At 69.7% G+C, this 24,074-nt stretch carries 11 protein-coding genes; 7 read left to right on the top strand and 4 right to left on the bottom strand.

Annotated elements, in window-relative coordinates:
• Positions 1-37: 37 nt before the first annotated feature.
• Entirely contained in the window at positions 38-7,468 is a 7,431-nt protein-coding gene (locus ACTRO_RS40090) for a SpvB/TcaC N-terminal domain-containing protein (RefSeq protein WP_051452129.1), read from the bottom strand.
• Between the two features lie 519 nt (positions 7,469-7,987).
• Between ACTRO_RS40090 and ACTRO_RS40085 the strand changes: the two genes are divergently transcribed.
• Entirely contained in the window at positions 7,988-9,487 is a 1,500-nt protein-coding gene (locus ACTRO_RS40085; protein WP_034278905.1) for an arabinofuranosidase catalytic domain-containing protein, read from the top strand.
• Positions 9,488-9,583: 96 nt separating this feature from the next.
• Here the strand turns inward: ACTRO_RS40085 and ACTRO_RS40080 are convergent, their stop codons facing one another.
• On the bottom strand, positions 9,584-11,002 hold the full coding sequence (locus ACTRO_RS40080) for a condensation domain-containing protein (protein ID WP_034271672.1): 1,419 nt from the start codon (positions 11,000-11,002) through the stop codon (positions 9,584-9,586).
• A 994-nt stretch (positions 11,003-11,996) separates the two neighbouring features.
• Between ACTRO_RS40080 and ACTRO_RS40075 the strand changes: the two genes are divergently transcribed.
• From ACTRO_RS40075 to ACTRO_RS40065, 3 genes are all read left to right on the top strand, one after another.
• Entirely contained in the window at positions 11,997-13,262 is a 1,266-nt protein-coding gene (locus ACTRO_RS40075; protein ID WP_034261336.1) for an IS4 family transposase, read from the top strand.
• The gene (locus ACTRO_RS49295) at positions 13,237-13,518 is read left to right on the top strand and encodes a hypothetical protein (RefSeq protein WP_051450305.1); all 282 of its coding nucleotides are present in this window, start codon (positions 13,237-13,239) and stop codon (positions 13,516-13,518) included. Before ACTRO_RS40075 ends, ACTRO_RS49295 begins: the two co-directional genes overlap by 26 nt.
• Before the next feature lie 880 nt (positions 13,519-14,398).
• Positions 14,399-14,941: a GNAT family N-acetyltransferase gene (locus ACTRO_RS40065; RefSeq protein WP_245594629.1), complete on the top strand. Its 543-nt coding sequence runs from the start codon at positions 14,399-14,401 to the stop codon at positions 14,939-14,941.
• A gap of 34 nt (positions 14,942-14,975) precedes the next feature.
• Here ACTRO_RS40065 and ACTRO_RS40060 read toward each other — a convergent pair whose 3' ends face one another.
• Both ACTRO_RS40060 and ACTRO_RS50595 read right to left on the bottom strand, forming a co-directional pair.
• On the bottom strand, positions 14,976-17,879 hold the full coding sequence (locus ACTRO_RS40060) for a discoidin domain-containing protein (protein ID WP_084316898.1): 2,904 nt from the start codon (positions 17,877-17,879) through the stop codon (positions 14,976-14,978).
• 310 nt (positions 17,880-18,189) lie between these two features.
• Positions 18,190-18,321, bottom strand: a complete 132-nt coding sequence (locus tag ACTRO_RS50595; protein WP_281177934.1) for a hypothetical protein — start codon at positions 18,319-18,321, stop codon at positions 18,190-18,192.
• A gap of 159 nt (positions 18,322-18,480) precedes the next feature.
• Here ACTRO_RS50595 and ACTRO_RS40055 point away from each other — a divergent pair, with 159 nt between their 5' ends.
• From ACTRO_RS40055 to ACTRO_RS40045, 3 genes are all read left to right on the top strand, one after another.
• Complete coding sequence (locus ACTRO_RS40055) at positions 18,481-21,108, top strand: ATP-binding protein (protein WP_157436712.1); 2,628 nt, start codon at positions 18,481-18,483, stop codon at positions 21,106-21,108.
• 298 nt (positions 21,109-21,406) lie between these two features.
• A complete protein-coding gene (locus ACTRO_RS40050) occupies positions 21,407-22,948 on the top strand; it encodes a serine/threonine-protein kinase (protein WP_034271668.1) in 1,542 nt (513 codons plus the stop codon).
• Between the two features lie 404 nt (positions 22,949-23,352).
• Positions 23,353-24,066: a hypothetical protein gene (locus tag ACTRO_RS40045; protein WP_034271666.1), complete on the top strand. Its 714-nt coding sequence runs from the start codon at positions 23,353-23,355 to the stop codon at positions 24,064-24,066.
• Positions 24,067-24,074: the final 8 nt, after the last annotated feature.

The raw sequence follows: 24,074 nt of genomic DNA, 5'->3' as shown, positions 1-24,074 counted from the left end.
ATCTATGAATCCTTGATCCGTGTGTGTTGCCCCCGCGTCACTTGCTGACCTGCACGGCCTGGTTGGTGCGCGGATCGATGAACATGTGGCGTTGGATCCTGATCTTCACCAGCTGCGGCCGGCCCGCCTTGATCGCGGCCTCCTGCAGGTGCACCTGGGCCTCGAGCGTCTGCCGGTCCGCCCCGCGCATCGAGAGCTGGAAGGTGCCGAGGCTCACCGACGTGCCGAAGTGGGCCTTGAACTCCATCAGGGTCGGGCCGGTGATCTCGTCCACGCCCTGCTGCGAACCGGCGTACCCCATCTGGTCGTGCGCCTCGGTGCCGGCCAGGCTCGCGCTCCCCGTTTGGCGGTACTCGGCGGCTGCCGCCTGCGCGGCCGCCACGCCGCGCGCGTCGGTGACCGGCTGCGTCCGGGTGAGAGTCGACATGACGTCGAACTTGCGGTTGCTGGTCACCTTCGGCTGCCCGGCCTTGCGGCTGGCCGCCCGCTGCTCCAGGTACGCGGCCCGTTCGTCGAGGGCGATCACCGGCGAGCCGTGCGGGTCGGCCTGATCGGGCACGTCGGCGCCCCACTTCGTCTCGGTCACCGAGTTCGCCCTCGTCGCGGCCACCAGCGCGGCCATGTTCATGCCCTGATCGACAACGGCGGCCTTCTGCTGCGCGGTCTTCACGTCGTCGCCCGCGGCCATGTAGACCAGCGCGACCGGCGCCTTGATCACGCCCATGTTGCTCGGGTCCACGGCCTTCGACAGGTTCGCCATCTCGTCCTGGTGCCGCTCGAAGGCGGTCGGGTAGTGCTCGCGCCGGTATTGCTCGTACTCGGCCCGTTGCGCGGCGTCGGCCTGCACGATCTCGTCGTGCGTGGACGCGCGGATCTCCATCCGCGGCTGCGGATGCGGGTCGCGGGGGTGGGTGTCCGGCGGCGGGGGCGGCGGCGGGGCCGGGTCGGTGGGGCTGCCGTCCTTGTGCAGCTTGCCCTGCTCGATGAGCAGGTCGCGCGTGTAGACCATGGAGTAGGGCTTGCCGAGCGAGAGTACGTACTCAGTCGGATCCATGTGCACGGCGGCGCGGATCTGGTCCGCGGCGATCTGCTCGGCGTTCTTCTCCTTGCCGTCCTGGCCGTTGGGATCCACCAGCCGGATGGGATTGCCTCGCACGTACATGAATAGGTTGACGCCGTCCTGGGGGCCGCCGGGATCCGGGCAGGTCCAGCGGCCGAGCCAGCAGGCGTAGTAGCGAGAGCCGTAGTAGTAGAGCCCGGTCTCGTCGTCCTTCTCCTTGCCGGTGTACCGATAGCGTTTCGTGCTCACGCTCGCGGCGCCGCGCGCCATCCAGATCGCGGTGGTGCCGTACGGGTGGTACTCCTCGTAGGAGATCGGCGCGCCGTGCTCGTCGAGTTCGAGCACGCAGGAGCCGAGGTGGTCGCCGAGCTGGTAGCGGATCGCGGGCGCGGCGTCGAACCCCGGGTCGCCGGTGTCGACCGTGACCGTCTCGATGAGCGCGATGCGGTTCACCGCATCGGTGATATGGACGGTCCGGCGTTCATAAATCAGCTTCGTGCCCTGGTATCGGCGGTAGAGCTCGAACGCGCCGAGGTAGATCCGCTCCTCGACCAAGCCGCCGGAGTGGCCGACGATCCGCCTGACCCGCGCGTCCACGGCGTCGTAGACGTAGGCCGCGGTGCCGCCTCCCCCGAGGTCCGCGGTGACGAAGCGGTCGGCGTGGTCCCAGCCGAGCGCGCCGGGCAGGTGCGGCATCGTGGTCATGCGGCCGTTGGCGTCGTGGACAAAGGCCGCGGTTCCCGGGCTCATCGGCGGGTCGCTCGGGCGGGTGTGGCTCAAGAGGCGGTCCGACGCCGTGTCATAGGTGTAGCGCCTGGTCCACGTGCCGCTCGTACCGGCCGCGTGGGCGAGCGAGAGGATGTTGCCCGCTGCGTCGTACGTGTAGGTCTCGGTGTACGGGCGGATGGCCTGCGCGTCGTTGGGGTGCGGCAGCGGCGCGTACTGCGGCTCTTTGTCGTCGGGCTGCACCCCGAGGCTGGCGTGCTCGCGGCCGGAGGACGACCTCAGCCGGTACACGGGATCGTAGGTGTACTTGGCCCCGGGCGCCGCGACGGCCCCGGCGAAGTACGCGGTCTGCGCTGCAGAGTCGTCGAGCTCGACGATGTTGCCGACCGAGTCATACGTGTAGCCCGCGCTCTGCAGGAGCGAGGGCGAGCCCCCGGCGACGGTCGTCTCCAAGCCGGTGAGCCGGAAGCTCTCCGGATCGTAGGTGAGAGCCGTCGTGGCCCCGTTCGCATGGGCGATGCGCAACCGCTGGCCCTTGGCGTCGTGGTCGATCGAATCCACGAACGAGGTGACGGAGGTCGCGCTGCCCAGATACGCCCCTACGGCGTTGAACAGCCCGCCGGCGTCGTACGAGGGCTGGATCCTGGTGCCGTCGGGCAGAGTGCTGACGATGGGACGGTTGAGCGCGTCGAAGGACACGGAGGTCGTGAAGGTCTCGGTGTCGAGGAGCGCCGCGGTCAGGCCGTCGAGCGCGGACAGGGGCTGGCCGTGCAACGCGCTCCAATCAGGCGCGGTGCCGGTGGCAGCGCTCGCCAGCGGGACGAGGCGGCGCGAGGTGGTCAGCAGATTGCCCTTGAAGTCAGCCGACTCCGCGATGCTCAGCCCGGCCTGGTCATAACGGCGATGCACGAGCCCGAGCAGGTTGAGCGCGACCGCATTCGGGTGCTGTTCTCCGTATACGGCGAGGTCGGTCAGCCGTGCCTTGGTCTCCCCCGGCGCCGTGACCCAGGTTTCGGTGGACCGCCGCAGCTGGTCGTAGGCATAGGTGACGACGTTCCCGACGCCATCGGTGTGGCTGAGCGGCAGGCCGGCGGCATCCGGCACGGCGGTGCTTGGCCCGGCGTCGGCGGAGTTCACGGCCAGGACCCTGCCGGTCATGTCCACGATCTGCGTTGCGGCGGCGAGACCCCGCGCGTCAGTGGTCTTGAGCGTGGCGCCCATCGGGTCGAGCTCGACGGTGATCTCGTAGACGCCGTCCGGGCCGTTGTCCGCGCGAGCGCGCACCGGACGGCCGAGGGTGTCGAGCAGGACCGTGGCCGGGGTGTTCGCGTAGGCGGCGGCGAGCGACGCGGCGCGTTGCTGGGCTGCGGTGGCTCCGGCCCCGCTGTTCACCGTGTACCAGCGGCTCTCGAGCACGGTGTCTCCGGCGTCGTACTCGAGCCGCTGCCAGGGATCGAACTCGACGCGGGTCAAGGTGCCGTCAGGCTTGTCGATACGAATAGCGCGACCCAGCGGATCGTAGCCCACCACCGCCGTCACACCCTGCTTGACCAGCGCGTCAGCACTCTCGTAGTCCGAGGTGGCGCTGAAGTATTCCTCGTACTTCTCTACCGGCAGGCCCTTGTTGTTCCGCACGATCCGCCCGGTGCCGACCCAGCGGGGATTCGGGCTCGTGTCGACCTGGACGGCGTTGCCATGGCTGTCGAGCGTCCAGGCCAGGCCGGGCGCGGCCTGATTCTTCGCCATCGCCAGCCGGCCGAGCCCGTCGGTGTGCGCCTTCATCCGCTGCCACGGGCTCGAAGCGTCTCCGTGCCGCTCGCGTGTCTCACCGAGCGCCCAGAGCGGAATGCCGGAGGCGCGCCACGCGTCCGGGTCGTAACTGAACAGGGCTCCAGGCAGCGCGTCGGGATCCCCGTCGCTCGAACCCTCCTTGCCCGCCACCCAGGCCTGCGTGACGAGTCCGAGCACGTCGAAGGCGACGCGGCGCCGGTTTCCGTTCGCGTCGGTGGTGACGGAAGGCGCGAGGACGCGGTAGTCGTTGGTCAGCTTCGTGGTGAGGAGGTCGAACGGCGCGGTCTGCGATGCCGTGGCGGTCACGGGGAGCAGGTCGTACGCGTCGTAGACCACGCCGGAGACGTTCCCGAACGCCGAGGTCTGCATGGTCGGCAGGTAGAAGTGCGCCGCGTCGTATCCGTGCACGCCAGTCGGGATCCACCAGTCGCCGTCCTCGGCGAGGTAACCGCCGGAAGCGGTGAGCACGCTCGCGTCGAAGCCGGAGCCGTACGCGGCGGTGAGCAGACCGGGCGTCAGCGCGCGCCTATATGACTGCCACGGCAGGGCCCTGAGCCCCTGTTGGCCGAGGGGCAGCGGAGCGGACAGGTCGTCGGCCCAGTAGCGCATCCGGACGTCGGCAAGGAGTCGGCGGGTGGGCGAGGTGCTCGGGTGGTTGGCCGTATAGACGTTTTCGAAGGGGACGTCTACTGCGGCGGCAAGGTGCGCGGTGAGGTCTGCCACGGAGTAGCGCCCGCTCGCCGGATCGGGCGCGGACAAGCCGGTGACCTCGAAGGCGCGCGTCTCGACGGCCGTGCCGAGCAGCCGCGTCTGCAGCGTGTCGGTATTGGCGACGGCTTTGACCGACCACACCACATGCGTCGTGGACTGCTCGGGTATCGCGGGCGTGCGTCGCGGGTAGTTGACGGCGACTTGGGAGAGAGCGTTGCCGTACTCGTCGACCTCGAGCGTCGCTTGGTGGGCGATGCGCGGGTCGGCTGGGTTGCGTTCGTACTGGTAGCTGACTGATTCGAGCTCGTAGACGTGGTAAACGGCGTGTTCGCCAGGCCGGGCCGGCTGGAGGCGGGTGACGTGGTAGCGGTGCTCCGCGACCGAATACGGCATCGCGGCCGACGACGTCGCATCGTCGGCGTAGATCTCGGTGCGCAGTGGCTGGCCGGCCGCGGCGCGCAGCGCCTCCCGGTACTCGCGGGCTGAACAGGGGTCGAGGTCGAGCCCGTCGAGCGGGACGGCTTGCGAGTCGCCGCTGAAGCAGTCCGTCAGCACGTCCGCGTCTGAACCGACGTAGTACCAGGTACGTGCGCGGGCGGGTGGCAGATCGTTCGGGCTCGGGGCTTCAGGGCCCGTGTATGCCTCCACGTCAGTACGTTCGACCATGCCGAAGCCGCGATACTCGCGCTCCACGCCGTCGTAGTGGCCGTGCCGGTAGGTGTAGCTGCTGCCGACCTTCAGTCCGGAGACGTTTTCGGTCAGCGTCGTGGCGGCCACGACGTGGACCGGAAAGGGCAGCCGCGTGACCCACGGGGTCCCGGCAACGCGGTCGGCCAGGTAGAAGCGGGTGGACGAGGCGTACTCGATCACTGTCTCGGCGCCGGTGTTGGTGCGCGAGACGCGCAGCAGTCGCGGCTTCCAGCCGGCGAGGCGTGGGTCCGCCGGATTGATTTCGGGTGCGCTGCCACGGGCAAGGTCGACGTAGCGGACCGGCGAGCCGGGCAGCGGCGAGGACCAGACGAGGCAGGGCGTGCCGGTGCCGAGGAGGTCGATGACGGCGAGCGTGGCGAGGTTGTCGACCGAGGGCAGTAGGTCGATGCGCTGCTCGGGACCGAAACCGTTGCCGGCGCGGTTGATCCAGTAGCGCACGCCGTCCGGGCCGAGGTAGAGCAGGTCCGCGGTGCCCGAGCCGTCGATATCAGCCCAGCGCACGCGGCGTGGGTCGAAGTGGTCGAGGCTGTCGAAGATCGGAGCGGCGTCCATGGTGACCTTGCCGCCGAAACGGCCGTGGCCGAGGTTGGGCCAGTAGCAGACCTCTCCGTTGCGCACGCGGACGACGTCCGCGAGGCCGTCTCCGGAGACGTTTGCAAGCGAGGTGGAGCCGGTCGGATCGACGTAGCCGAGCGGCGGCCCGGCCTGTTCCCGCGCCTCCGTCCCGTCGCCGGTGACGCCGTCGAAGACCACGTCAAGCACCGGCCCGTATCCGTCACGGCCAAGGCAACGACTCCAGCGAAGGCCCGAACCCTCCCCGATCAGCACATCGGAGAGGCCGGCGCCCGCGAGATCGGTCTGCCGCATGCCCGGGTCGTCGAAGTCGAGGGCGGGCCGGGTCTGGAAGGGGCGGAACGGACTCCAGTCGCCTTCGATGCCGCGCTCGGTGCTTCCGGCGCGGCCCGGATCGGTCACGATGACGCTGAGGCGGCCGTCGCCGGCGAGGTCGGCCAGCCGTATCCGGTCACCGGCGAGGCCCAACGTCGCGGTGAGGGGCACGGCTTCCGGAGCGTCGAGGGTGCCTCCGCCGAGATTGCGCTGGTACCACCAGCCCCCGCCGGTGCGGGTGAGCGCGCCGGCTATGCCCTCGCCGTCCAGATCGATCCAGTACGGCCCGGCCGTCTCCGGGTCGGGCGCAGGCGGCAGATCGACTTCGCGCGCGACACTGTCGGGGCCGGATTCGGTGTACTCGAACTCGAGCGGAGGCATGCTCTGGGTCTGGTACGCGGCGCCGTCCCAGAGGTAAGAGGTGTGCGTCACCGAGACCAGCTGCGTGGCAGCAGGATCTGGCTGGTAACCCAGGTCGGTGGACTGCACCAGGCGAGGCGTCGGACCGTCGCCGAGCTCGTCGAAGGTGTGGAATATCAGAATACGACCGCAAAGCCGCCAGGTGCGGACCTCGAAGCCCGACCGGTAGCTGGAGAACGGATCCTGACGGACCGGCCACGGTCGCACCTCGTCCGGGGCCTGGTCGTGCTCGCCATAGTCGAACACGACCAGGAAGCAGGCGGGTGTCGCCACACCAGGCGTGCGGTTGCCGTAGCTGACCTGCTTGAGGTAGCGCTGCGCCGGCGCCGGCCCGCCTAGCCGGTGCCTCTCGCTCAACAGACTGGACTCGACGCCTTCGAAGTCTTCCGCCTTGTACGTGTACGCCGTCACGTTCCCGCGATCATCGGCGGTCTGCTCGAGCAGCCACTCGAACACGCGGGTCGGGTCGGCTGGATCGCAGACGCGAGCCACCGCGCTGCGGCCGAATTGGCTGGTGACGTTGCTGCGGGAGACCGTGCGCCAGAAGGCGTCTCCGGTCACGGTCGAGACGCAGCGTTCGATCCGGTCGAACCCGCCCTCCACCCGCGGCCGGTAGCGTTCGATCCGGTAGGCGACGCCGTCGATGGTCTCGTTCGCGGTGTCCGGCAGAAAACTGCCGTCCGACTGGGCGACGAGCGCGGGGACGAGGTCTTCGGCGCCGGAGAGCAGGTAGACGTCCCGCTCGTCAGTGCCGGGGGCCCCGGCGCAGTCCGGGTAACGCGGGACGCCCTTCGCGGTCTTGCGCGAGATGCGCGGCACGGCCACGTCGAACCCGAGTCCGAAGGCGGAGTTGCCGGCGCCCGAGTCGTAGCCGAGGGCGAGCGGCGGGCCGACGCCGGAGCGGCCGCGGCTGAGCGCCAGCGGCACCGAGAGCGCCGCGGTTCCGCGCGAGGGGGCGACCGAGAACTTCTCCCCCATCCCGCGGATCGCCCCGCCGCCGGCCGGCAGCTGCGGGCTCGGCAGGAACGGCTCGTCCTCGGTGTGGCCGTCGGGTTGCGGAGCGGCGTTCCCGGTGGCGGCCGCGGCTCCCGAGTGCGGCGCGGGCGGGCCCGGCGGGCGGGCTGGAGCCGGACGGATCAGGGCGCTGGCAGCCTCGTTCATCGACTCCGACCTCTGGGAGGCAGTGAAGTGATCAGTGGATTTCCGCTTGGTGCCGCGCGTATTCAGGTCAGCTTAAGGCAGCCCGGCCACCGCGCATAGGGGAGCGTGCCCTGGCGGGTCCGCAGTGTGCGCACCTCTTATTCAAGGTACTGCGACGTAGATCGCGGAGCGTATAGATGATCTCTGCTTCGCCCCGGGGTGGAACTCCGAAACCTTGACGGCACCGATATCGGGGTCCATAGTGAGCCCATCGTGTCGGCGAGAGTGCCGCGAGACTTCCGTAGTTGTCGTGCGCCCTTTTTCTTCGACCGAAATGTTAGCGCTAACACTTTGCAGGCCTCGCGCCGCCGGCGGTATTGCCCCGTTGACGGACGAGGAGCACGCGGAAGCCGCCGCAGCGCGCGCGGCAGGCGTCCGCGTATGGCGACCCTCACCCACCCGGGTCCCGGCAGCGACGCCGCGGACCCGCGGAGATGAAAGGAGCCCGCCTTGTCCCTCAGGCGAAGGCTTGAAAGTGCACTGCTCCGCCGCAACCCCAGAGCCGGCCAGCGGCTGCGCACCACCCTGCTGTCCGCCGTCGGCGTGCTCGTCCTGGGCGCCGGGGTGCTGTTCGGCGCCTCCGGCGTCGCCCAGGCGGCGACGTCCGAACCCTGCGACATCTACGCCTCGGCCGGCACGCCCTGCGTGGCCGCGCACAGCACCACCCGCGCGCTGTTCGCCGCCTACTCCGGCGCGCTCTACGAGGTCAAGCGGGCCTCGGACGGTTCGAGCACGGCGATCTACCCGGTCTCGGCCGGCAGCTACGCCAACGCCTCGACGCAGAACTCGTTCTGCTCCGGCACCATCTGCACCATCACCGAGATCTTCGACCAGTCCGGCCACGGCAACACCCTGACGATCGAGGGACCGGGCGGCTACGGCGGCCAGAACGTCGGCGCCATCGCCAATGCGCTGCCCGTGACGGTCGACGGCCACACCGTGTACGGCGTCTACGTCTCGGCCGGCGTCGGTTACCGCGACAACAGCACCTCGAGCGTGCCCACCGGCAGCGCCGCTCAGGGCGCGTACATGGTCACCAGCGGCACGCACTACAACAACCGCTGCTGCTTCGACTACGGCAACGCCGAGACCAGCAGCACCGACACCGGCAACGGCCACATGGACGCGATCAACTTCGGCTCGGAGTGCTGGTTCTCGCCCTGCTCGGGCAGCGGGCCGTGGGTCCAGGCCGACCTGGAGAACGGCCTGTTCGCCGGCGGCAACGGCTCGGACACCTCCAACAAGGGCAACTCCAGCGCGTTCGTCACCGCACTGGTGAAGGACAACGGCACGAACACGTACGCGATCAAGGGCGGCAACTCGCAGTCCGGCAGCCTGACCACGTGGTACAGCGGCTCGCTGCCCACGACCGGCGGCTACGAGCCGATGCACCAGGAGGGCGCGATCATCCTCGGCACCGGCGGCGATGACAGCGACGGCTCGGTCGGCTCGTTCTTCGAGGGCGTCATCACCAAGGGCTACCCGACCGACGCGGCGGACAACTCGGTGCAGTCCAACGTGGTCGCGGCCGCGTACAAGGCGCAGAGCGTCTCGATCAGCTCCGGCACCCAGTACAAGGTCACCAGCGTCAACGCCGGCACCGTGATGGACGACACCAACTGCGTGAAGACCAACGGCACCGCCGTGGACCTGTGGGCCTCGCTCGGCAACACCTGCCAGGAGTGGGTGTTCACCAGCGTCGGCGCGAACATCTACACGGTCAAGAACGTCAACAGCGGCACCATGCTCGACGCGACCAACTGCAGTTGGACCGACGGCACGGCCGTGGACCTGTGGGCCTCGCTCGGCAACACCTGCCAGGAGTGGCAGGTCATCCCGGACGGTTCGTACTATTCGCTGGTCAATGTGAACAGCGGAATGGTCCTCGATGCGGTCAACTGTGGCACGGCGAACGGGACGAAGGTCGATGAATGGCAGGCCCTGAACAACTTCTGCCAGGACTGGAAGATCGCCTCCTGAGTCGGTCCGGCCGGGTCCCCCGGCCGTGACGGCCGGATCCGGCGCGGGCGCCCCACCCCGCGCCGGATCCTCGTGTGAACGCTAACAGAAAGAACGTCAGGCTTTGACATCCGTGGACGTAGACGGATCGAGGGCCGCGGCCACCAGGATCCGCTCCATCGAGGCGACGAAGAGCTCGACGTCGTGCGGCGGCAGATACCGGGTATCGGCCCAGACCGCGAGGAAGACCGCCGGATCCCGCTGCCGGTCCTGTTCCTCGATCCGCCGTGGTGCGTTGAGATCAGGTGCCGAATCCACCTGGAGGAAAAGAGTGGCGTCGAAGGTGGGCTGCTTCCGATCCCAGCGCAGCGTGCTCAACGTCAGCGCCGCGCGCAACTCGTCCTCCGTTACCGGCGGCTCGCCTGGCAGCGGTTCGGCGTCCCGGCGGCGGTCGTTGACGAAGCAGGAGACGTCGATCGCCTCTCCGCGCTCCTCGGCCAAGCGGTCGAGCAGCGCGCGGTGCGCCGCAGGCTCGTAGTAGCCGTTCAAAGCCCCGGCCGTCACCGCCTTCCACGCCCGAGCCACGACGTCGTCGAACGTGCAGTCCGCGACGTCCACCACGCACAGACCGGCCTGCGTGATCTGCCCGACCAGCTCGCCGAACCCCGGCCGGAACCGGTTGCTCACCACCGTCATCGCGAGGCTCGGCTGGATGCCGGTCACCTGGGCCAGCGCCACCGCGTACGCGGCGAAGAGCACGTGCGTCGTGTTCGTCTCCGTGCGTGCGGCGATCGACTTGAGCGCCAGATACATGGCCGGCGAGTACAGGCACAGCTCCCAGAACCGCGGTTCGCACCCTTCGCCCGGCTCGGCGAAGCGGCGCGAGGGCACGCCGTTCAGCTGCTCCTGCCAGTACCGCAGGGACTTGACACTCGGCCGGAGCCCGGCCGGAGTGGCCTGGATTCCGGCCAGCTCCAACGGATTGAGCCCGTCGGCCGGCACGCTGCCGATACCGGTCTTCCGGTCGAGGCACTCCAGATCGCGCACCATCGCGTCGATGGCGCCGCCGTCCACGGCCAGATGGCAGTACTGCACCACCATGTGGGTGACCTCGCCGTCGCGCCGCACGACGCCCATCCGCACCGGGAACTCCGTCTCATAGGCGAAGGCCGGCGTCTCGAACTCGACCCGCAGCGACTCCGCGGCGGCGGACGGATCGTCCGCGCCGTCCACGTCGACCACGTGCAGCGGCAACTCGCCCGACTCGGCCACCACCTGCCGGGTGTGCGGCGCGAAGCGGAGCCGCGTGCGCAGCGACGGGTGCCGGCTGACCCAGAACCGCAGCATCGCCGCGATCTCCTCGGCGCTCGTCCCGGCCGGCATCGGCAGCGCACCGCCGATGTTCAGCGTCCTGCCGGTCCGCTGGATCGTCTCCCAGATCCCCTGCTGCCCCCACGTCAGTTCGCCGACGCCGCTGACGCCGCCGACGTCCTCGCCGTGGAACCGCACCGGGATCGCACTTCTCGTGACGCCCATGTCCCATGCCTTTCATCGGCCCACCCGGTCCACCCACCGGGTCTCGACAGGAAGCTGACAACCGGTCGATGGCCTGTCAACGGAAAGTCAGCGCCCGCCGGCGACCGCCCACGTCAGGCCGGCCCAGGCGTGAAAGTACCGGGCGGTAACCGTGTGAACGCCCAGATGACTGATGGGGATTCATGGCGGAGCGAAATGCCACTGCACCGAAGGGCGAACGCGAATTGATGATCGGCTTAGTGCTTGTGGGGCGTGGTGGCTTGTTGGGTGGGAGTGCTCATCAGGGCACGAGCGGCCGCTTCGCGCCGCCCGGTTCCTCTGACAACCCGCCCACCCGTTACGTTGGCGGGGCGGGCTGCGGTTTCAAGATCTCGCCTCCGGCGCGGGCCCTTCCCTCGGAGAGAGATGCCGGGGTCTGTGGGGTGCTGGCGTTGGAGGGGCGGGCTGGGGTTCGGGATGGTCAGGTTGCGGGGGCGTGCTCTCTCCTCGGTCGGTCCCCGGAGGCAATCAGGAACCTGCCGGGAGGTCAAGCGGCGGTGGTTTCCGCTCATGCTCGATCTTGCATGGCGCCGCTTGACCTCCCGGCAGAACCCTGATCGGGCTTCGCCTGCCCGACCGAGGAGAGAGCCCACCCCCTGGGGAGTGGTGCGAGCTGCGCTCGGGCCCGGGTCCCGGCCGGTGGCCCGGTCGCGCTCGATCAGGAAGAATCCTGCATCGCCGTTCCAGGCCGCTGTCTTCTTCTCTATTCCTTCAACGCCGGGGAGCACGCCCGAGTTCCGGCAAATCTCCACAATTTTTACTTATCCGCTGAAAGCTAGATACGCGGTTTTTGTCGGTGGTGGCATCTAGCATGGAAGAGTACGAGGGTCGGGGCTTGTGACGGGAGGGTGGTGGACCGGGTGGCTGGGCAGGTGGCAATGCCGCTCAGCGTAGTGGGATCATGCTTGTGACCTGTGTGTTCGTGCGGTGATTGGTGGGGCGTTACGGTCGGGGGGTGTCGCATAGTGCTGTGGAGGGCCTGTCGGGCCGTTTGACGGATCATGTGTCGGTCGGGTTGTTGGCGGCGGCGGTGCCGCGTGTGGTGATCGATGACGCGGTGGCGGAGTTCGGCAGGGGTGCGAAGCGGGCGGATGCGAAGCTTCCGGCGCATGTCATGGTGTATTTCGCGATGGCGATGGCGTTGTTCGCGGACGAGGACTATCAGGAGGTCCTGACCCGGTTGACCGAGGTCCTGAAGGATTGGGGGCGTTGGGACGCCGGGTGGGAGTGTCCCGGGTCGGGCGGGATCACCCAGGCGCGCAAGCGTCTGGGTTCTGACGTGGTCCGGGAGGTGTTCGAGCAGGTTGCGCAGCCGGTGGCGGGGATGCTGACGCGGGGGGCGTGGCTGGCGGGCAGGCGGATGGTCTCGATCGACGGGTTCGAGTGGGATGTGCCGGACAGTGCGGCGAACGCGGGGTACTTCGGGTACGCCGGTTCGGGCGGCAACCGGTCGGCGTTCCCGAAGATGCGGGTGGTGACGTTGGTCGAGTGCGGCTCGCGGGCTCCGATCGGCGCGGACGCGGGGCCGTGCGGCGGCAAGGGCAGCGGGGAGCAGTCCGCGGCGCGTCGGCTCTACCGGTTCCTCGACCAGGACATGCTGTTGTTGGCCGATCGCAACTTCTACTCGTTCGCCGACTGGTGTCAGGCGTCGCAGACGGGTGCTGAGCTGCTGTGGCGCCTGGGTGACACGATTGCGCTGCCGCTGGTCGCCAAGCTCGGGGACGGCTCGTACACCTCGGTGGTGTTCGCGTCGCGTACCTCGGCGAAGGTCCGTGAGCAGGTCCTGGCGGCGGCTCGGGCGGGGGCGGATCTGGAGGAGTTCGAGGATCGCGCGCGGCTGGTTCGGGTGGTGGAGTACGAGGTGGCGGACCGGGGCACCGCTGGGGAGCGGGAGCTGTTTTGCCTGCTGACGACGCTGCTGGATGCGCGCAGTGCCCCGGCCGCGCTGCTGGCGGCGGGATATCACGAGCGGTGGGAGCACGAGCAGGCGAACGCGCAGGCCAAGACGGTTCTACGGGGACCGGGGAAGGTCATGCGGTCCCAGAGCCCTGACATGGTGATCCAGGAGCTCTACGGCTACCTGCTCACCCACTATGCGATCAACTCCCTGATCTGTCGGGCCGCGACCGAGGCGGACATCGACCCGGACCGGGTGAAGTTCACCAACGCGGTCCGCATCATCCGCCGCCGGATCGATGATCCGGCGGCCTTTTCCCCCTGAGGGCCTGGCGGCCCTGCTCGAGCGGTTCAACACGGAGATCACCGCACCGCGCGAGCTGCATCGCGAGCGGCGCCACCGTTCCTACCCGCGCGTGGTCAAACGGGCACGTCACAACCAGTACGCCGTGAAGAAGGCCACTGATGTCGGGGTACGCCACGCCGGGCCGCCGACCCTACGCATCGCCAACCTCCCGCCGGCACGCCAAGTGCTGCATCCGGGACGGATCAGCACGGGAAACCTCGAACTCACCGCATGATCAATCTACCGTGAGCGGCATTGGGGCAGGTGGGGCCGAAAGCGGTGCAGGATTTCCCCTCGGCGTGCGACCGAGCCGCACGATCCTGCGCGTCAGGTGAGCACCGGGTGGATCGGATCAGGGTGATGCAGAATCGTTCCGCATCGAACGCGGCCGGCCTGCGGGATTCTGCAGCGAGGTCTGGGATCGGGGTCGACAGCATGAGGGTGATGCAGAATTCGACGCCAAGCGCGACCGGACCATCGACCTCTTCACACGGATCGGGAATCGGGATGCAGGATTCAGCATCAAGGGCGACCGGAGCACCGACCCCATCGCACGGATCGAAGGTTGGGATGGCGGATCACGGTGATGCAGGATCCTTCCGCATCGAACGCGGCCGTCCACCGGACGGGAATCGGCCCGAGCGCAGCTCGCACCGGACCTCAGGGGGTGGGCTCTCTCCTCGGTCGGGCAGGCGAAGCCCGATCAGGGTTCTGCCGGGAGGTCAAGCGGCGCCATGCAGAAACAAGCACCAGCCACAGCCACCGCCGCTTGACCTCCCGGCAGGTCCCTGATTGCCTCCGGGGACCGACCGAGGAGAGAGCACGCCCCCGCAACCTGACCATCCCGAACCCCAGCCCGCCCCACCAACGCCAGCACCCCACAGACCCCGGCATCTCTCTCCGAGGGAAGGGCCCGCGCCGGAGGCGAGATCTTGAAACCCCAGCCCACCCACCCACGCAACGGGTGGGCGGGTGGTCAGACGAACCGGGCGACGCGAAGCGGCCGCCCCCGACCCGACAAGACACCCGGCCGTACGAGCACCCGGCCGATCATCAAGTCGCAGTAGATCCCCATCAGTCATCTACCGGATCCTCGGTGATAGCCTCGGGGTCCCATGGAACCGCACATGCCGGAACTCGAATTGCTCCGCCCCGACCACGCCTCGGCCCTTCTGGCGTTCGAACGGGAGAACCGGGCCTTCTTCGCGGCCTCGATACCTGATCGCGGCGACGAGTTCTTCTCCGCTTTCGCCGACCGCTACGCGCAGCTGCTCGCGTGGCAGGCGGAGGGGACCGACCGTTTCCACGTGCTGGTCGGCGAGGGCGGGGAGATCGTCGGCCGGGTGAACCTGGTCGAGATCGAGAACGGTTCGGCCGAGCTCGGCTACCGGATCGCGCAGAAGGCGACGGGGCGGGGATTGGCGAGCGCCGCGGTGCGCGACGTACTCGATCTGGCCGCGCGCGAATACGGGCTCGAGCTCGTGCGCGCCAAGGTCACCGCGGACAACGCGGCCTCTCGCAAAGTACTCGAGCGCAACGGCTTCATCGCAACCGGCTCGTTGACACTCAACGGGAAGCCGGCGACTTCTTTCGTGCTGGAGATGCGGTCCGGCCTGCGCGGGTCTCCCCGCGCAGGCCGGCCCCCGATCGTCCGATGAATCAGGACTCAGATGTCCTGACGGTCACCGTGGATCACGGGTAACTGGTCACATCGGACGGTGTGGTGTTGGACGGGGTGGCCGCGCCGGTGGAGTTGATGACGTGGTTGATCACGCCGACTCCGCCGAGCGAGACCGTGAGCAGGTCGTGGAACTGGACGCCCGGGGTGTTCGGCGCCTGGAAGGCATGGTCGTTGACCACCGCCGGGTTGACGTTGAAGTAGCAGTACGAGCCTAGGCCGTACGCCTGGTGCGTGGTCACGGTCGGGGCCACCTCATAGGCGGCGTATCCGTCCGTGGATCCGTTCATCCAGGCCGCCTGGTTCGGCGGGTCGTAGGGGTTCTCGTTCTGCAGGAAGATCGTCTCCCCGCCGTTGCCGTTCCACTCGACTTCGTAGTTCTGGTAGTGCTCCACGAACAGGCCGGTCGCCAGGACGTTGTTGCCGTTGACGATCAGTCCGGTCGCCGCGGTGTTCACCGTCCAGCCGACGGTGCCCGAGTTGCCGTGGTCGGCGCGCCAGGCCCAGATGTCGTTGATCAGGGTGTTGTCGGCGTTGACCACCAGGCTGTTGGTGGCCTTGCCGGCGATGTCGCCGCCGATCCGGAAGAAGGTGTCCTGCACCGAGATCGGGTTGGACGCGTGGCTGGTGTGCGAGCCCGCCACACCCACCGTCAGCAGCGCCTGGGAGTTGGTGGTGCCGGCGTCGAAGAGCAGACCGTCGATCCGGACGCCGTCGACGTCAGCCACCTGCATGGTGTTGACGCCGTTGGTCGGGATGAGCGTCGGGAAGCCGACACCCAGCACGATGGTGTTCGGGTTGGTGACGTTGAGGGTCTGGTCGATGTTGTAGACACCCGGGGTGAAGAACAGGTTGCAGCCCTCGGCCAGCGCCGCGTTGATCTGCGCCGCGGTGTCGGACGGGTTGGCCACGAAGAACTGGCTCATCGGGATCGAGGTGCCCGGGGTCGAGCCGTTCGCCCAGCTCGGGCCCGAGGCGTTGGTGCGCAGGGACGGCGCGAACACGTGGTAGTTGCCGGACGAGTCGACGTACAGGTACGGCACGTCGCGCGAGGTCGGCGTGGTGGCCAGCGTGGTCATCGGCGGGGTGGGGAAGCTCTGCGCCGGCGCCCCGGTGACCCCGGAGAACACCATGTTCCAGACCGACCCGCTCCAGCTGCCGAAGTTGCTGTCCTGCGAGTACCACTGCTGCTCGGACACGCTCGACGCCTGGCCGGAGACCTTGGTGTCGGCGATGTAGCCGCCGCTGGCGTAGCCGTAGCTGGCCGGGTAGAGCTCCAGCCCGCCGTGCACGTCGACCCGCCGGAACGGCCCGGCCTGGGCGACGGCCCAGCGGTCGCTGCCGGACGAGGGGTTGATCGCCAGGTTCTCCGCCGAGCGCCAGAAGTTCTGGGTGGCGTTGCCGGTGCCGTCGAACGCGTCCACGGTGACGTCGCCGTTGATGGTGACGTCGTCAGGGTTCTGTCCGAGGCCCTGGATCGAGGTGTAGTAGCCGATGTTGGCCTCGGCGCTGTAGGTGCCCGGCTTGAACAGCAGGGCGTCGCGCTGGGTGCCGAACTGGTTGAGCTTCTGGGTGTTGAACACCGAGTCCAGGGTGGACTGGATGGAGGTGGCCGACATGCTCGGGTCGAAGATGTAGACGTTCGAGCCGAAGTTCGGCTGGTTCGACTGGCCGGTGCAGCCGGTCGGGCCGGTGCCGCTGGTGCCGACGGTCCAGGCGATCGTGGCGGTGCCGGAGGCGCCGGTGGCGTCCTTCGCGGTGACCGTGGCGGTGCCCGAGCCGGCGGCCGACGGGGTGCCGGTGATCTGGCCGGTGCTCGCGTTGATCGACAGGGCCGCGGGCAGGCCGGAGGCCGAGTAGGTCAGGGTCTGGCCGGAGCCCGAGTCGGTGGCGCTGATCTGCAGGGTCACCGGGGTGCCCACGGTCCAGCTCTGCGCGCCGGGGGCGCCGACGGAGACCGTGTTGCCGCCGCCCGTGCCGCTGCTGGAGCCGGTGTAGACGTCGAACTCCCACAGCGAGTAGCCGTACTGGGTCGCCCGCGCGGTGCCGTACATCCGGATGTAGCGGCCCGAGCCGCTGACGTTCAGCGTCTGGATGCCGCCGGTGCCGGTGGTGGTGGAGTAGATCGTGGTCCAGGTCGACGCGTCGTTCGAGGTCTGGATCTGGAACGCCGTGGCGTACGCGGTCTCCCAGTTCAGCGCGACCTGGCAGATGGACTGCGTGGAGCCGAGGTCGACCTGCAGCCACTGCGGGTCGGAGAACGCGCTGGACCAGCGGGTGCCGGTGTTGCCGTCGGTGGCGGCGGTGGCCGGATCCCCGGCGTTCTCCAGCGAGGACGCGGTGGTGGGCGCGCCGAGGGCGGCGTCGGTGGTGCCGCAGCCGGTGCCGCTGCCGATGGTGCCGTAGACCTGGAACTCGTAGAGCGAGTAGCCGTACTGGGTCGCCCGCGCGGTGCCGTACATGCGCACGTAGCGGCCCGAGCCGCTGACGGTCAGCGTCTGGGTGCCGCCGGTCCCGGTGGTGGTCGAGTAGATCGAGGTCCAGGTCGCGTTGTCATTCGAGGTCTGGATCTGGAAGGCGGTGCCGTAGGCCGCCTCCCACTGCAGCACGACCGAGCTGATCGAGGCGGTCGCGCCGAGGTCCACCTCCAGCCACTGCGGGTCGGAGAACGCGCTGGACCAGCGGGTGCCGGTGTTGCCGTCGGTGGCGTTGGAGGCGGGGAAGGTCGCGTTCTCGAGCGAGGAAGCCGTCGTCGTCTTGCCCTGCGACAGCAGGGACCCGGCCGCTTGTGCGGGGGCTGAGACGGTGACGACCAGCAGACTCGCCAAGAGGGCGAGCACGACCCCGATCACGGTGCTGCGATGGCCGGCCGGACCACCGCGCCGTAATGACGCTGGTGTGAAACTTCGTACTGACATAAGCGTTCTCCTGAAGCGGAGCTGGTGCGTGGGATGGGAGTCGCCTCGCGAGACGCGCACCCGACGGGCAGGTCAAACCGGGTGCGGCGGTTGCGGAAACTCAAGGCGATTGTTTGGAGAGCGGTTTCCGATCGAGGAGATGTCTACGCGCGCGTCACGGCACTGTCAAGATGTGCGCACTGGTTTCGGAACTCCCGGAACTTCCGGAACTTCCGGAACGGATCTCGGCGCGGCGCGGCCCGGAAAACGATCGAGCCCCCCTCCGCGGTGGCGGAGGGGGGCTCGCAGAGCCGGAGCGCGCAGGCGCGGATCAGTACTCGGTGGGCTCGTCCTCGAAGGGATTGCGTCGGCTGCCCGAGCGGAGGCCGGCCGCGTTGCTGCGACGCGGGACCTCGCACAGGGCGAGCAGGACGAACGCACCGCCGACCCGGCTGCTTCGCACCGGCACTTCCCCTATCGTTGAGTGCTGCGATAATCGCGTTCGGCGACCGAACGCGCCGGCACCTGGCCGTCGACAATCCGATGGTGCTCCAGACCCGGGTTGACCGGAAGCCCGGCGGGACCCGTTCCGGTCAATCCCGGTCAATGAGAGGCGGGCGGCGTGGGTCGGAGAGAACGACCGATCGAGGACGACGGCGGACCCGTCCCCGTGTTCGCGGCCGAGCTGCGCCGGCTGCGCGCGGCCGCGGGCTCGCCGACCTACCGGGCGCTGGCCGAGCGGACGCACTACGCGGCGAGTGTGCTCTCGGCGGCGACCCGGGGCGCGCAGCTGCCGACGTGGCCGGTCGTGCGGGCCTTCGTGCTGGCCTGCGGCGGCTCGGAGCCGGAGTGGCGCGAGCGCTGGGACGCGGCCGATCGCCTGCTGCGCCCGGCCATGGTGCCCGCGCCCGGGGACGGGCGCGCGCTGCGCACCCTGCCGGCGGCGCCCGGCCTGTTCAGCGGCCGGGCGGCCGAGCTCGACCAGCTCGAGGCCTTCGCCCTGGACTCCGACGGCGAGCTCTCGCTCGTGGCGATCAGCGGGATGGCCGGGGTCGGGAAGACCGCGCTGGCGCTGCGGACCGCGCACCGGCTGGCCGGGCACTTCCCGGACGGGCAGTACTGGCTCGATCTGCAGGGCTACACCGAGGGTATGGCGCCGCGCAATCCGGCGGACGCGCTCGCCGTGATGCTCTCCATCCTGGGTCTGCTGCCGGCGCAGATCCCGGCGGACCTCGAGGCGCGCGCGGCCCTGTACCGGGACCGGCTCTTCGGCAGCAAGACCCTGATCGTCCTGGACAACGCGGTGGACGAGAACCAGATCCGCCCGCTGCTGCCCGGCGCGCAGGGCTGCTTCGTCCTGGTCACCAGCCGGCGCCGGCTCAAGTCGGTGGACGCGTATCCGGTGGCGCTGGACGTGCTGGCCGAGCCGGACGCCGTGACGCTGCTGCGCCGGGCTTCCGGGCTCAAGGCGTCGGCCGCGGACGACGCCGCCCTGCAGACGATCGCCCGGCTGTGCGGGCATCTGCCGCTGGCGCTGCGGGTGAGCGGGGCCCTGCTGCGGCACCGGCCGAAGTGGACGGCGCAGCTGCTGGCCGACAAGATGCTCGAGGGGTCGGCGGACCTGCTCGGCTCCCGCGAGGACGGCGACCTGGCCACCCTCTTCGCCCTCTCCTACAACCGGCTCCCGGAGCGGCACCAGCACCTGTTCCGCCTGCTCGGGCGGGTCCCCGGGCCGGACATCGACCTGCCCGCGGCCGCCGCGCTGCTGGACGCGCCGGTGGCCGAGACGGAGCGGATCGCCCAGTCGTTGCTCGATCTCAGCCTCGTCGAGGAGCACGAGGCGGACCGCTACCGGATGCACGACCTCGTCCGCCTCTATGCCAGATCCCTGAGTGAGCACGGCGAGCCGGGCCGCGAGGCGTGTGCGGCGCTGGGCCGGCTGTGCCGGTTCTACAGCGACAACGGCGCCCGGGCGGACGCGCGCATCGCGCGGTTCACCCGGCCCGGGGCCGCGGCACCGGCCGAGGGCCTCGACTTCACCGACCAATCCAGTGCCCTGAGATGGCTGCGCCGGGAGTACCCCAACGTGCGCGCGTGCATCGGCTTCGCCGCCGCGCACGGCGAAGACGAATCAGTCATCTCACTCACCGCCGTGCTGGCGGCGATATCCAGTGCCCACGGGCCGTGGACGGAGGCGATCGCCCTGCACGAGGCCGCCGCGGTGGCGGCCGAGCGCGCCGGCGACCCGGTCGGCCAGGCGAACGCGTTGGTGGACGCGGGCGCGATCCACCTGCATTCCGGCGCCTTCGCCACCGGCCGCGCTCAGATCGCGGCCGCCGCCGAGCACTACCACGCGGCCGGTGAGCAGACCGGGATCGCCAACACCTTGACGTGGCAGGGCGTCACCCGCCGCGTCACCGGCGATCTGGTGGGTGCCCTGGCCGACTTCGAGTCCGCGCTCGCCCGCTACGACGAGCTCGGCGACCGGCGCGGGCGCGCGATCGTGCTGACCGACATGGGCATGGCGCACTATCTCGCCGGCGACGCCACGACGGCGATCCACGAGGTGGAGGAATCCCGCGCGCTGCACACCGAGCTCGGCAACCCGACCGCGTCGGCCCAGGCCGCGTCGCTGCTCGGCGGACTGCGCAGCTCGGTCGGCGACGTGCACGGCGCGCTGGAGATCCTCGACGAGGCCCTCGATCTGCTCTCCCGACTGGGCAATCACAGCGCGCAGGCGAACGCATTGGTCGAGAAGGGCGTGATCCTCGGCGGCCTCGGGCAGACCGAGCAGGCGCTGGCGGCAGTGGAAGAGTCCTTGGAGCTGCACCGCCGGCTGGGCAACCGGCTGGGCCGGGTGGTGGGGCTGCAGGCGCGGGCCCGGGTGCTGCGCGCGAGCGGGGACACCAGCGCGGCCCTGCGCGATTTCGAGGAGTCGCTCGCCTCCTGCCGGGCCCTGGGCTCGCGCGGCAACGAGGCCTGGATCCTGAATCAGTACGCCGACACGCTCGTGGAGCACGGCGAGTACGAGCGGGCGGCGATCGCCTTCGCCGAGGCGCTCGAGGTCGCCGAGGAGACGGATCTGGCGACCGAGCAGGTGCTGGCGCTCGAAGGGCTCGGCGAATGCCGGGTGCGGGCCGGGGCGTCGGCCGACGGAGTCGAACTCCTCACCAGGGCGTTGGCGAAGGCGCGCACGATGAAGAGCCCAGACGCGGACCGGCTGGAGCGGCGGCTCGCCGAGCTGGGCTGAGACGCGGCGCCGCCAGGTCCCGTTTGAGAAGTATCGCCGGGGCCGCGACGCCTGCCACGCACGCTCGCCGCGTTGCCGGAGCGGTTACAGACGAGGCGAGTATGCGCCCGCCCCGGCGCCTTGCGAGCGCACGCGTCAGACGCCGCGGCCTGATTCGACGCTACTTCTCCAATGCGCCCTAGTCGCGCGTCACACCGGGCACAGAACACCGATACGATCCGATGTCGGTCGCCACAGATAAGTCTGTGAACGCGGCGCGGGGACGGGCTCGGTGGCGGGCCCTCGAAAGGAGCTTCGGGTGACCTCGAGCGACGAGGGCGGCCTGATAGCCGGTCGGTATCGGTTGGAGTCCGAGCTGGGCCGGGGCGCGATGGGCGTGGTCTGGCTGGCGCGGGACGAGCGGCTCGGCCGTATGGTGGCCGTCAAGGAGCTGCGAGGCAGGTTCGGGCTCTCCTCCACTCAGGTGGAGCAGACGCACCTGCGCGCCCGCCGCGAGGCCCGGATAGCGGCCCGGCTGCACCACGAGAGCGCGGTCGCCGTGTACGACGTGGCCGAACACGACGGCGAGCCGTATCTGGTGATGGAGTACGTCCGCTCCCGCAGCCTCTCCGAGACCCTCGCCCAGGACGGCGTGCTCGAGCCGGCACAGGCCGCTGAGATCGGCGTGCAGCTGGCGTCGGCGCTCGCGGCGGCGCACGAGGCCGGCATCGTGCACCGGGACGTGAAGCCCGGCAACATCCTGCTCACCGAGCACGGCAAGGCGAAGCTCACCGACTTCGGCATATCGCGGGCCGTGGGCGACGTGACCGTGACCGGTACCGGCGAGATGCTCGGCACGCCCGCCTACGTCGCACCGGAAGTGGCCCAGGGGCGCCCCGCGACCGCGGCGAGCGACGTCTTCTCGCTCGGCGCGACACTTTACGCGGCGGTGGAGGGGATGCCGCCGTTCGAGACCGGTCCGACCGTCATGGCTCTGCTTCTGCGCATCGTGAACGGCGAGATGCGGCCGCCGGAGCGGTGCGGCCCGCTGGCCGGCCCGCTGCTGTGGATGATGCAGCCCGACCCGCTCAACCGTCCGGGCATGGAGAGAGCGCGGCGAGCTCTCCAAGCCGCCGCGGTCGAGGCCCCGAACGCGCCGGCGGCGGAGCCCGTCAGCACTCTGCCCGAGCCCGCGGCGCAACCGGAGTCCGCGCCGGAGGCGGCCGACGCGGCGGCGCACTCCGATGCCGTCGCGGATCGAGGCGAGCCGGCGGACGCGAGCGCTCCGGAACGGCCGAAAACGACCACCTTCCAGAGCGGCCGCCGTCGCATGCTGCCGTTCGCCCTGATGGCGGTCGCGGCCGTGCTCACCGCGGGCATCGTGGCCGGGATCGTCGCGAGCAGCGGGCCGAACACGTCCCACGACGAGGGGCCCTCGCAGTCTCCGACCCACTCCCCCTCGGCCACGCACTCCGCCGCCGGCGCGTCGGCCACTGAGGCGGCTTCGGCCACGTCCGTCACGCCGGCCGCCCCGACGACGAGCGCGTCGCAGTCCGTGTCGGCACAGCTGGTCTCCGCGATCGCGGACTACTACAAGCTGATGCCCGGTCACCTCGACGAGGGCTGGGGATACCTGACGCCCGCTTACCAGGTGAGCCCGGCCGGCGGCATGTCCGGATACCGCGGCTTCTGGGGCCAGGTGAAGAGCGTCGCGGCCACCGACATCGTGGCGTCTCCGCCCTCGACCGTGGTGGCCACCATCACCTACCACTTCAAGAACGGCCAGGTCGAGACGGACCGCACGACCTTCGGCCTCGTCCGTTCCGGCGGCATCTGGAAGATCGCGACCTCGCACACCTGAGCCGCATACGGAATGCATAACCCTGGGCTTAATCTGCCTTAAGAATGGCCCGCCGCGGCCTTCTCCGGCCTATTCGACAATTCGGTCTAGACCTTAGTGGTCTACACCTGTACCGCCCGTGACCAGGGCGGGCGACGTGGGCGGCGACTGCGCCGATCTTGCCGTATCCGGCACGGTCGGCCTGTCGTCGTACCCTGGATCCGCGGCTTCGGCGACTCTTCCTTAAGTGGACTAGACCAAGTTTGCGCAACCCTCTTGACGCCTCCGGAAGGCCGGCTGTATTCCATCTCTGAGACGTCCGGATGTCCCGCCCATCGCACCTCTCGGGCCCGTGCGGCAGACGATACCCATCCTCCGCGGCGCACGCCCTTCACCCACGCATCCGAAACGAGGTCCGCTTCGCCATGCACAAACCGACCACCAGAAAGGGGCTGGGCTTAGGCCTGGCCACCCTCGGGCTCGCCGCGGGCGTCGCCGCGCTCGGCGGGAGCCCGGCCGCCGCCGACGGCACCACCCAGACCAGCGCGGTCAGCGCCGGGCCGGCCGCCTACACCCAGGCCGTGGCCACCGGCCAGCCCTCCGCGTACAGCTCCCCGCTGGAGCGCTGCGCCAACGGCACCGACCACCCGCTCTCCGGCGCGAACCCGATCCTCAGTCAGGCCCTGAACACCTCCTTCCACAGCAACGTCGGACTCTCCGAGTCGGTCGAGTTCACCGGCAACCAGTACTACGGCAACTGGGAGTTCGTGTTCACCAACACCTCCGGCGAGACGCTTTCGGTGGACTGCGCGGTGCTGATCTTCCGGGCGCCGTCCGGCTCCGACAACCACGCCTACTCGGCCACCCAGAGCTACGGCCATCCGCAGCAGGACTACCTGGAGGTGCCGCGCGGAGACGGCACGTCCTTCTACATCGCCCGGCTCGGCTTCCACGACGTCCCGCTCGCCGAGCGCGAGGTGGCGCCCGGACAGAGCTTCACCTACCTGCTCGGCGGCGTGCCGAGCTCCGCGATCACGCTCGAGCAGATCCGTGACTCGATGCAGTTCACCGCCGACCTGAACCTCAGCGCCAACCAGGCGCTGGTGCTCGCGTACGGCACCAACCGGCTGACCAACTAGCCCGACCG

It is taken from the genome of Actinospica robiniae DSM 44927 (genome assembly GCF_000504285.1).
Taxonomy (GTDB): domain Bacteria; phylum Actinomycetota; class Actinomycetes; order Streptomycetales; family Catenulisporaceae; genus Actinospica; species Actinospica robiniae.
This window is presented reverse-complemented; position numbering and strand designations above follow the sequence as displayed.

Bases quoted from the DNA above. Each gene is read 5' to 3' on its own strand.
- ACTRO_RS49295 (WP_051450305.1), top strand. From the start codon at position 13,237: ATGATCCGGCGGCCTTTTCCCCCTGAGGGCCTGGCGGCCCTGCTCGAG.
- ACTRO_RS40045 (WP_034271666.1), top strand. From the start codon at position 23,353: ATGCACAAACCGACCACCAGAAAGGGGCTGGGCTTAGGCCTGGCCACC.
- ACTRO_RS40065 (WP_245594629.1), top strand. From the start codon at position 14,399: ATGGAACCGCACATGCCGGAACTCGAATTGCTCCGCCCCGACCACGCC.
- ACTRO_RS40080 (WP_034271672.1), bottom strand. From the start codon at position 11,002: ATGGGCGTCACGAGAAGTGCGATCCCGGTGCGGTTCCACGGCGAGGAC.
- ACTRO_RS40060 (WP_084316898.1), bottom strand. From the start codon at position 17,879: ATGTCAGTACGAAGTTTCACACCAGCGTCATTACGGCGCGGTGGTCCG.
- ACTRO_RS40090 (WP_051452129.1), bottom strand. From the start codon at position 7,468: ATGAACGAGGCTGCCAGCGCCCTGATCCGTCCGGCTCCAGCCCGCCCG.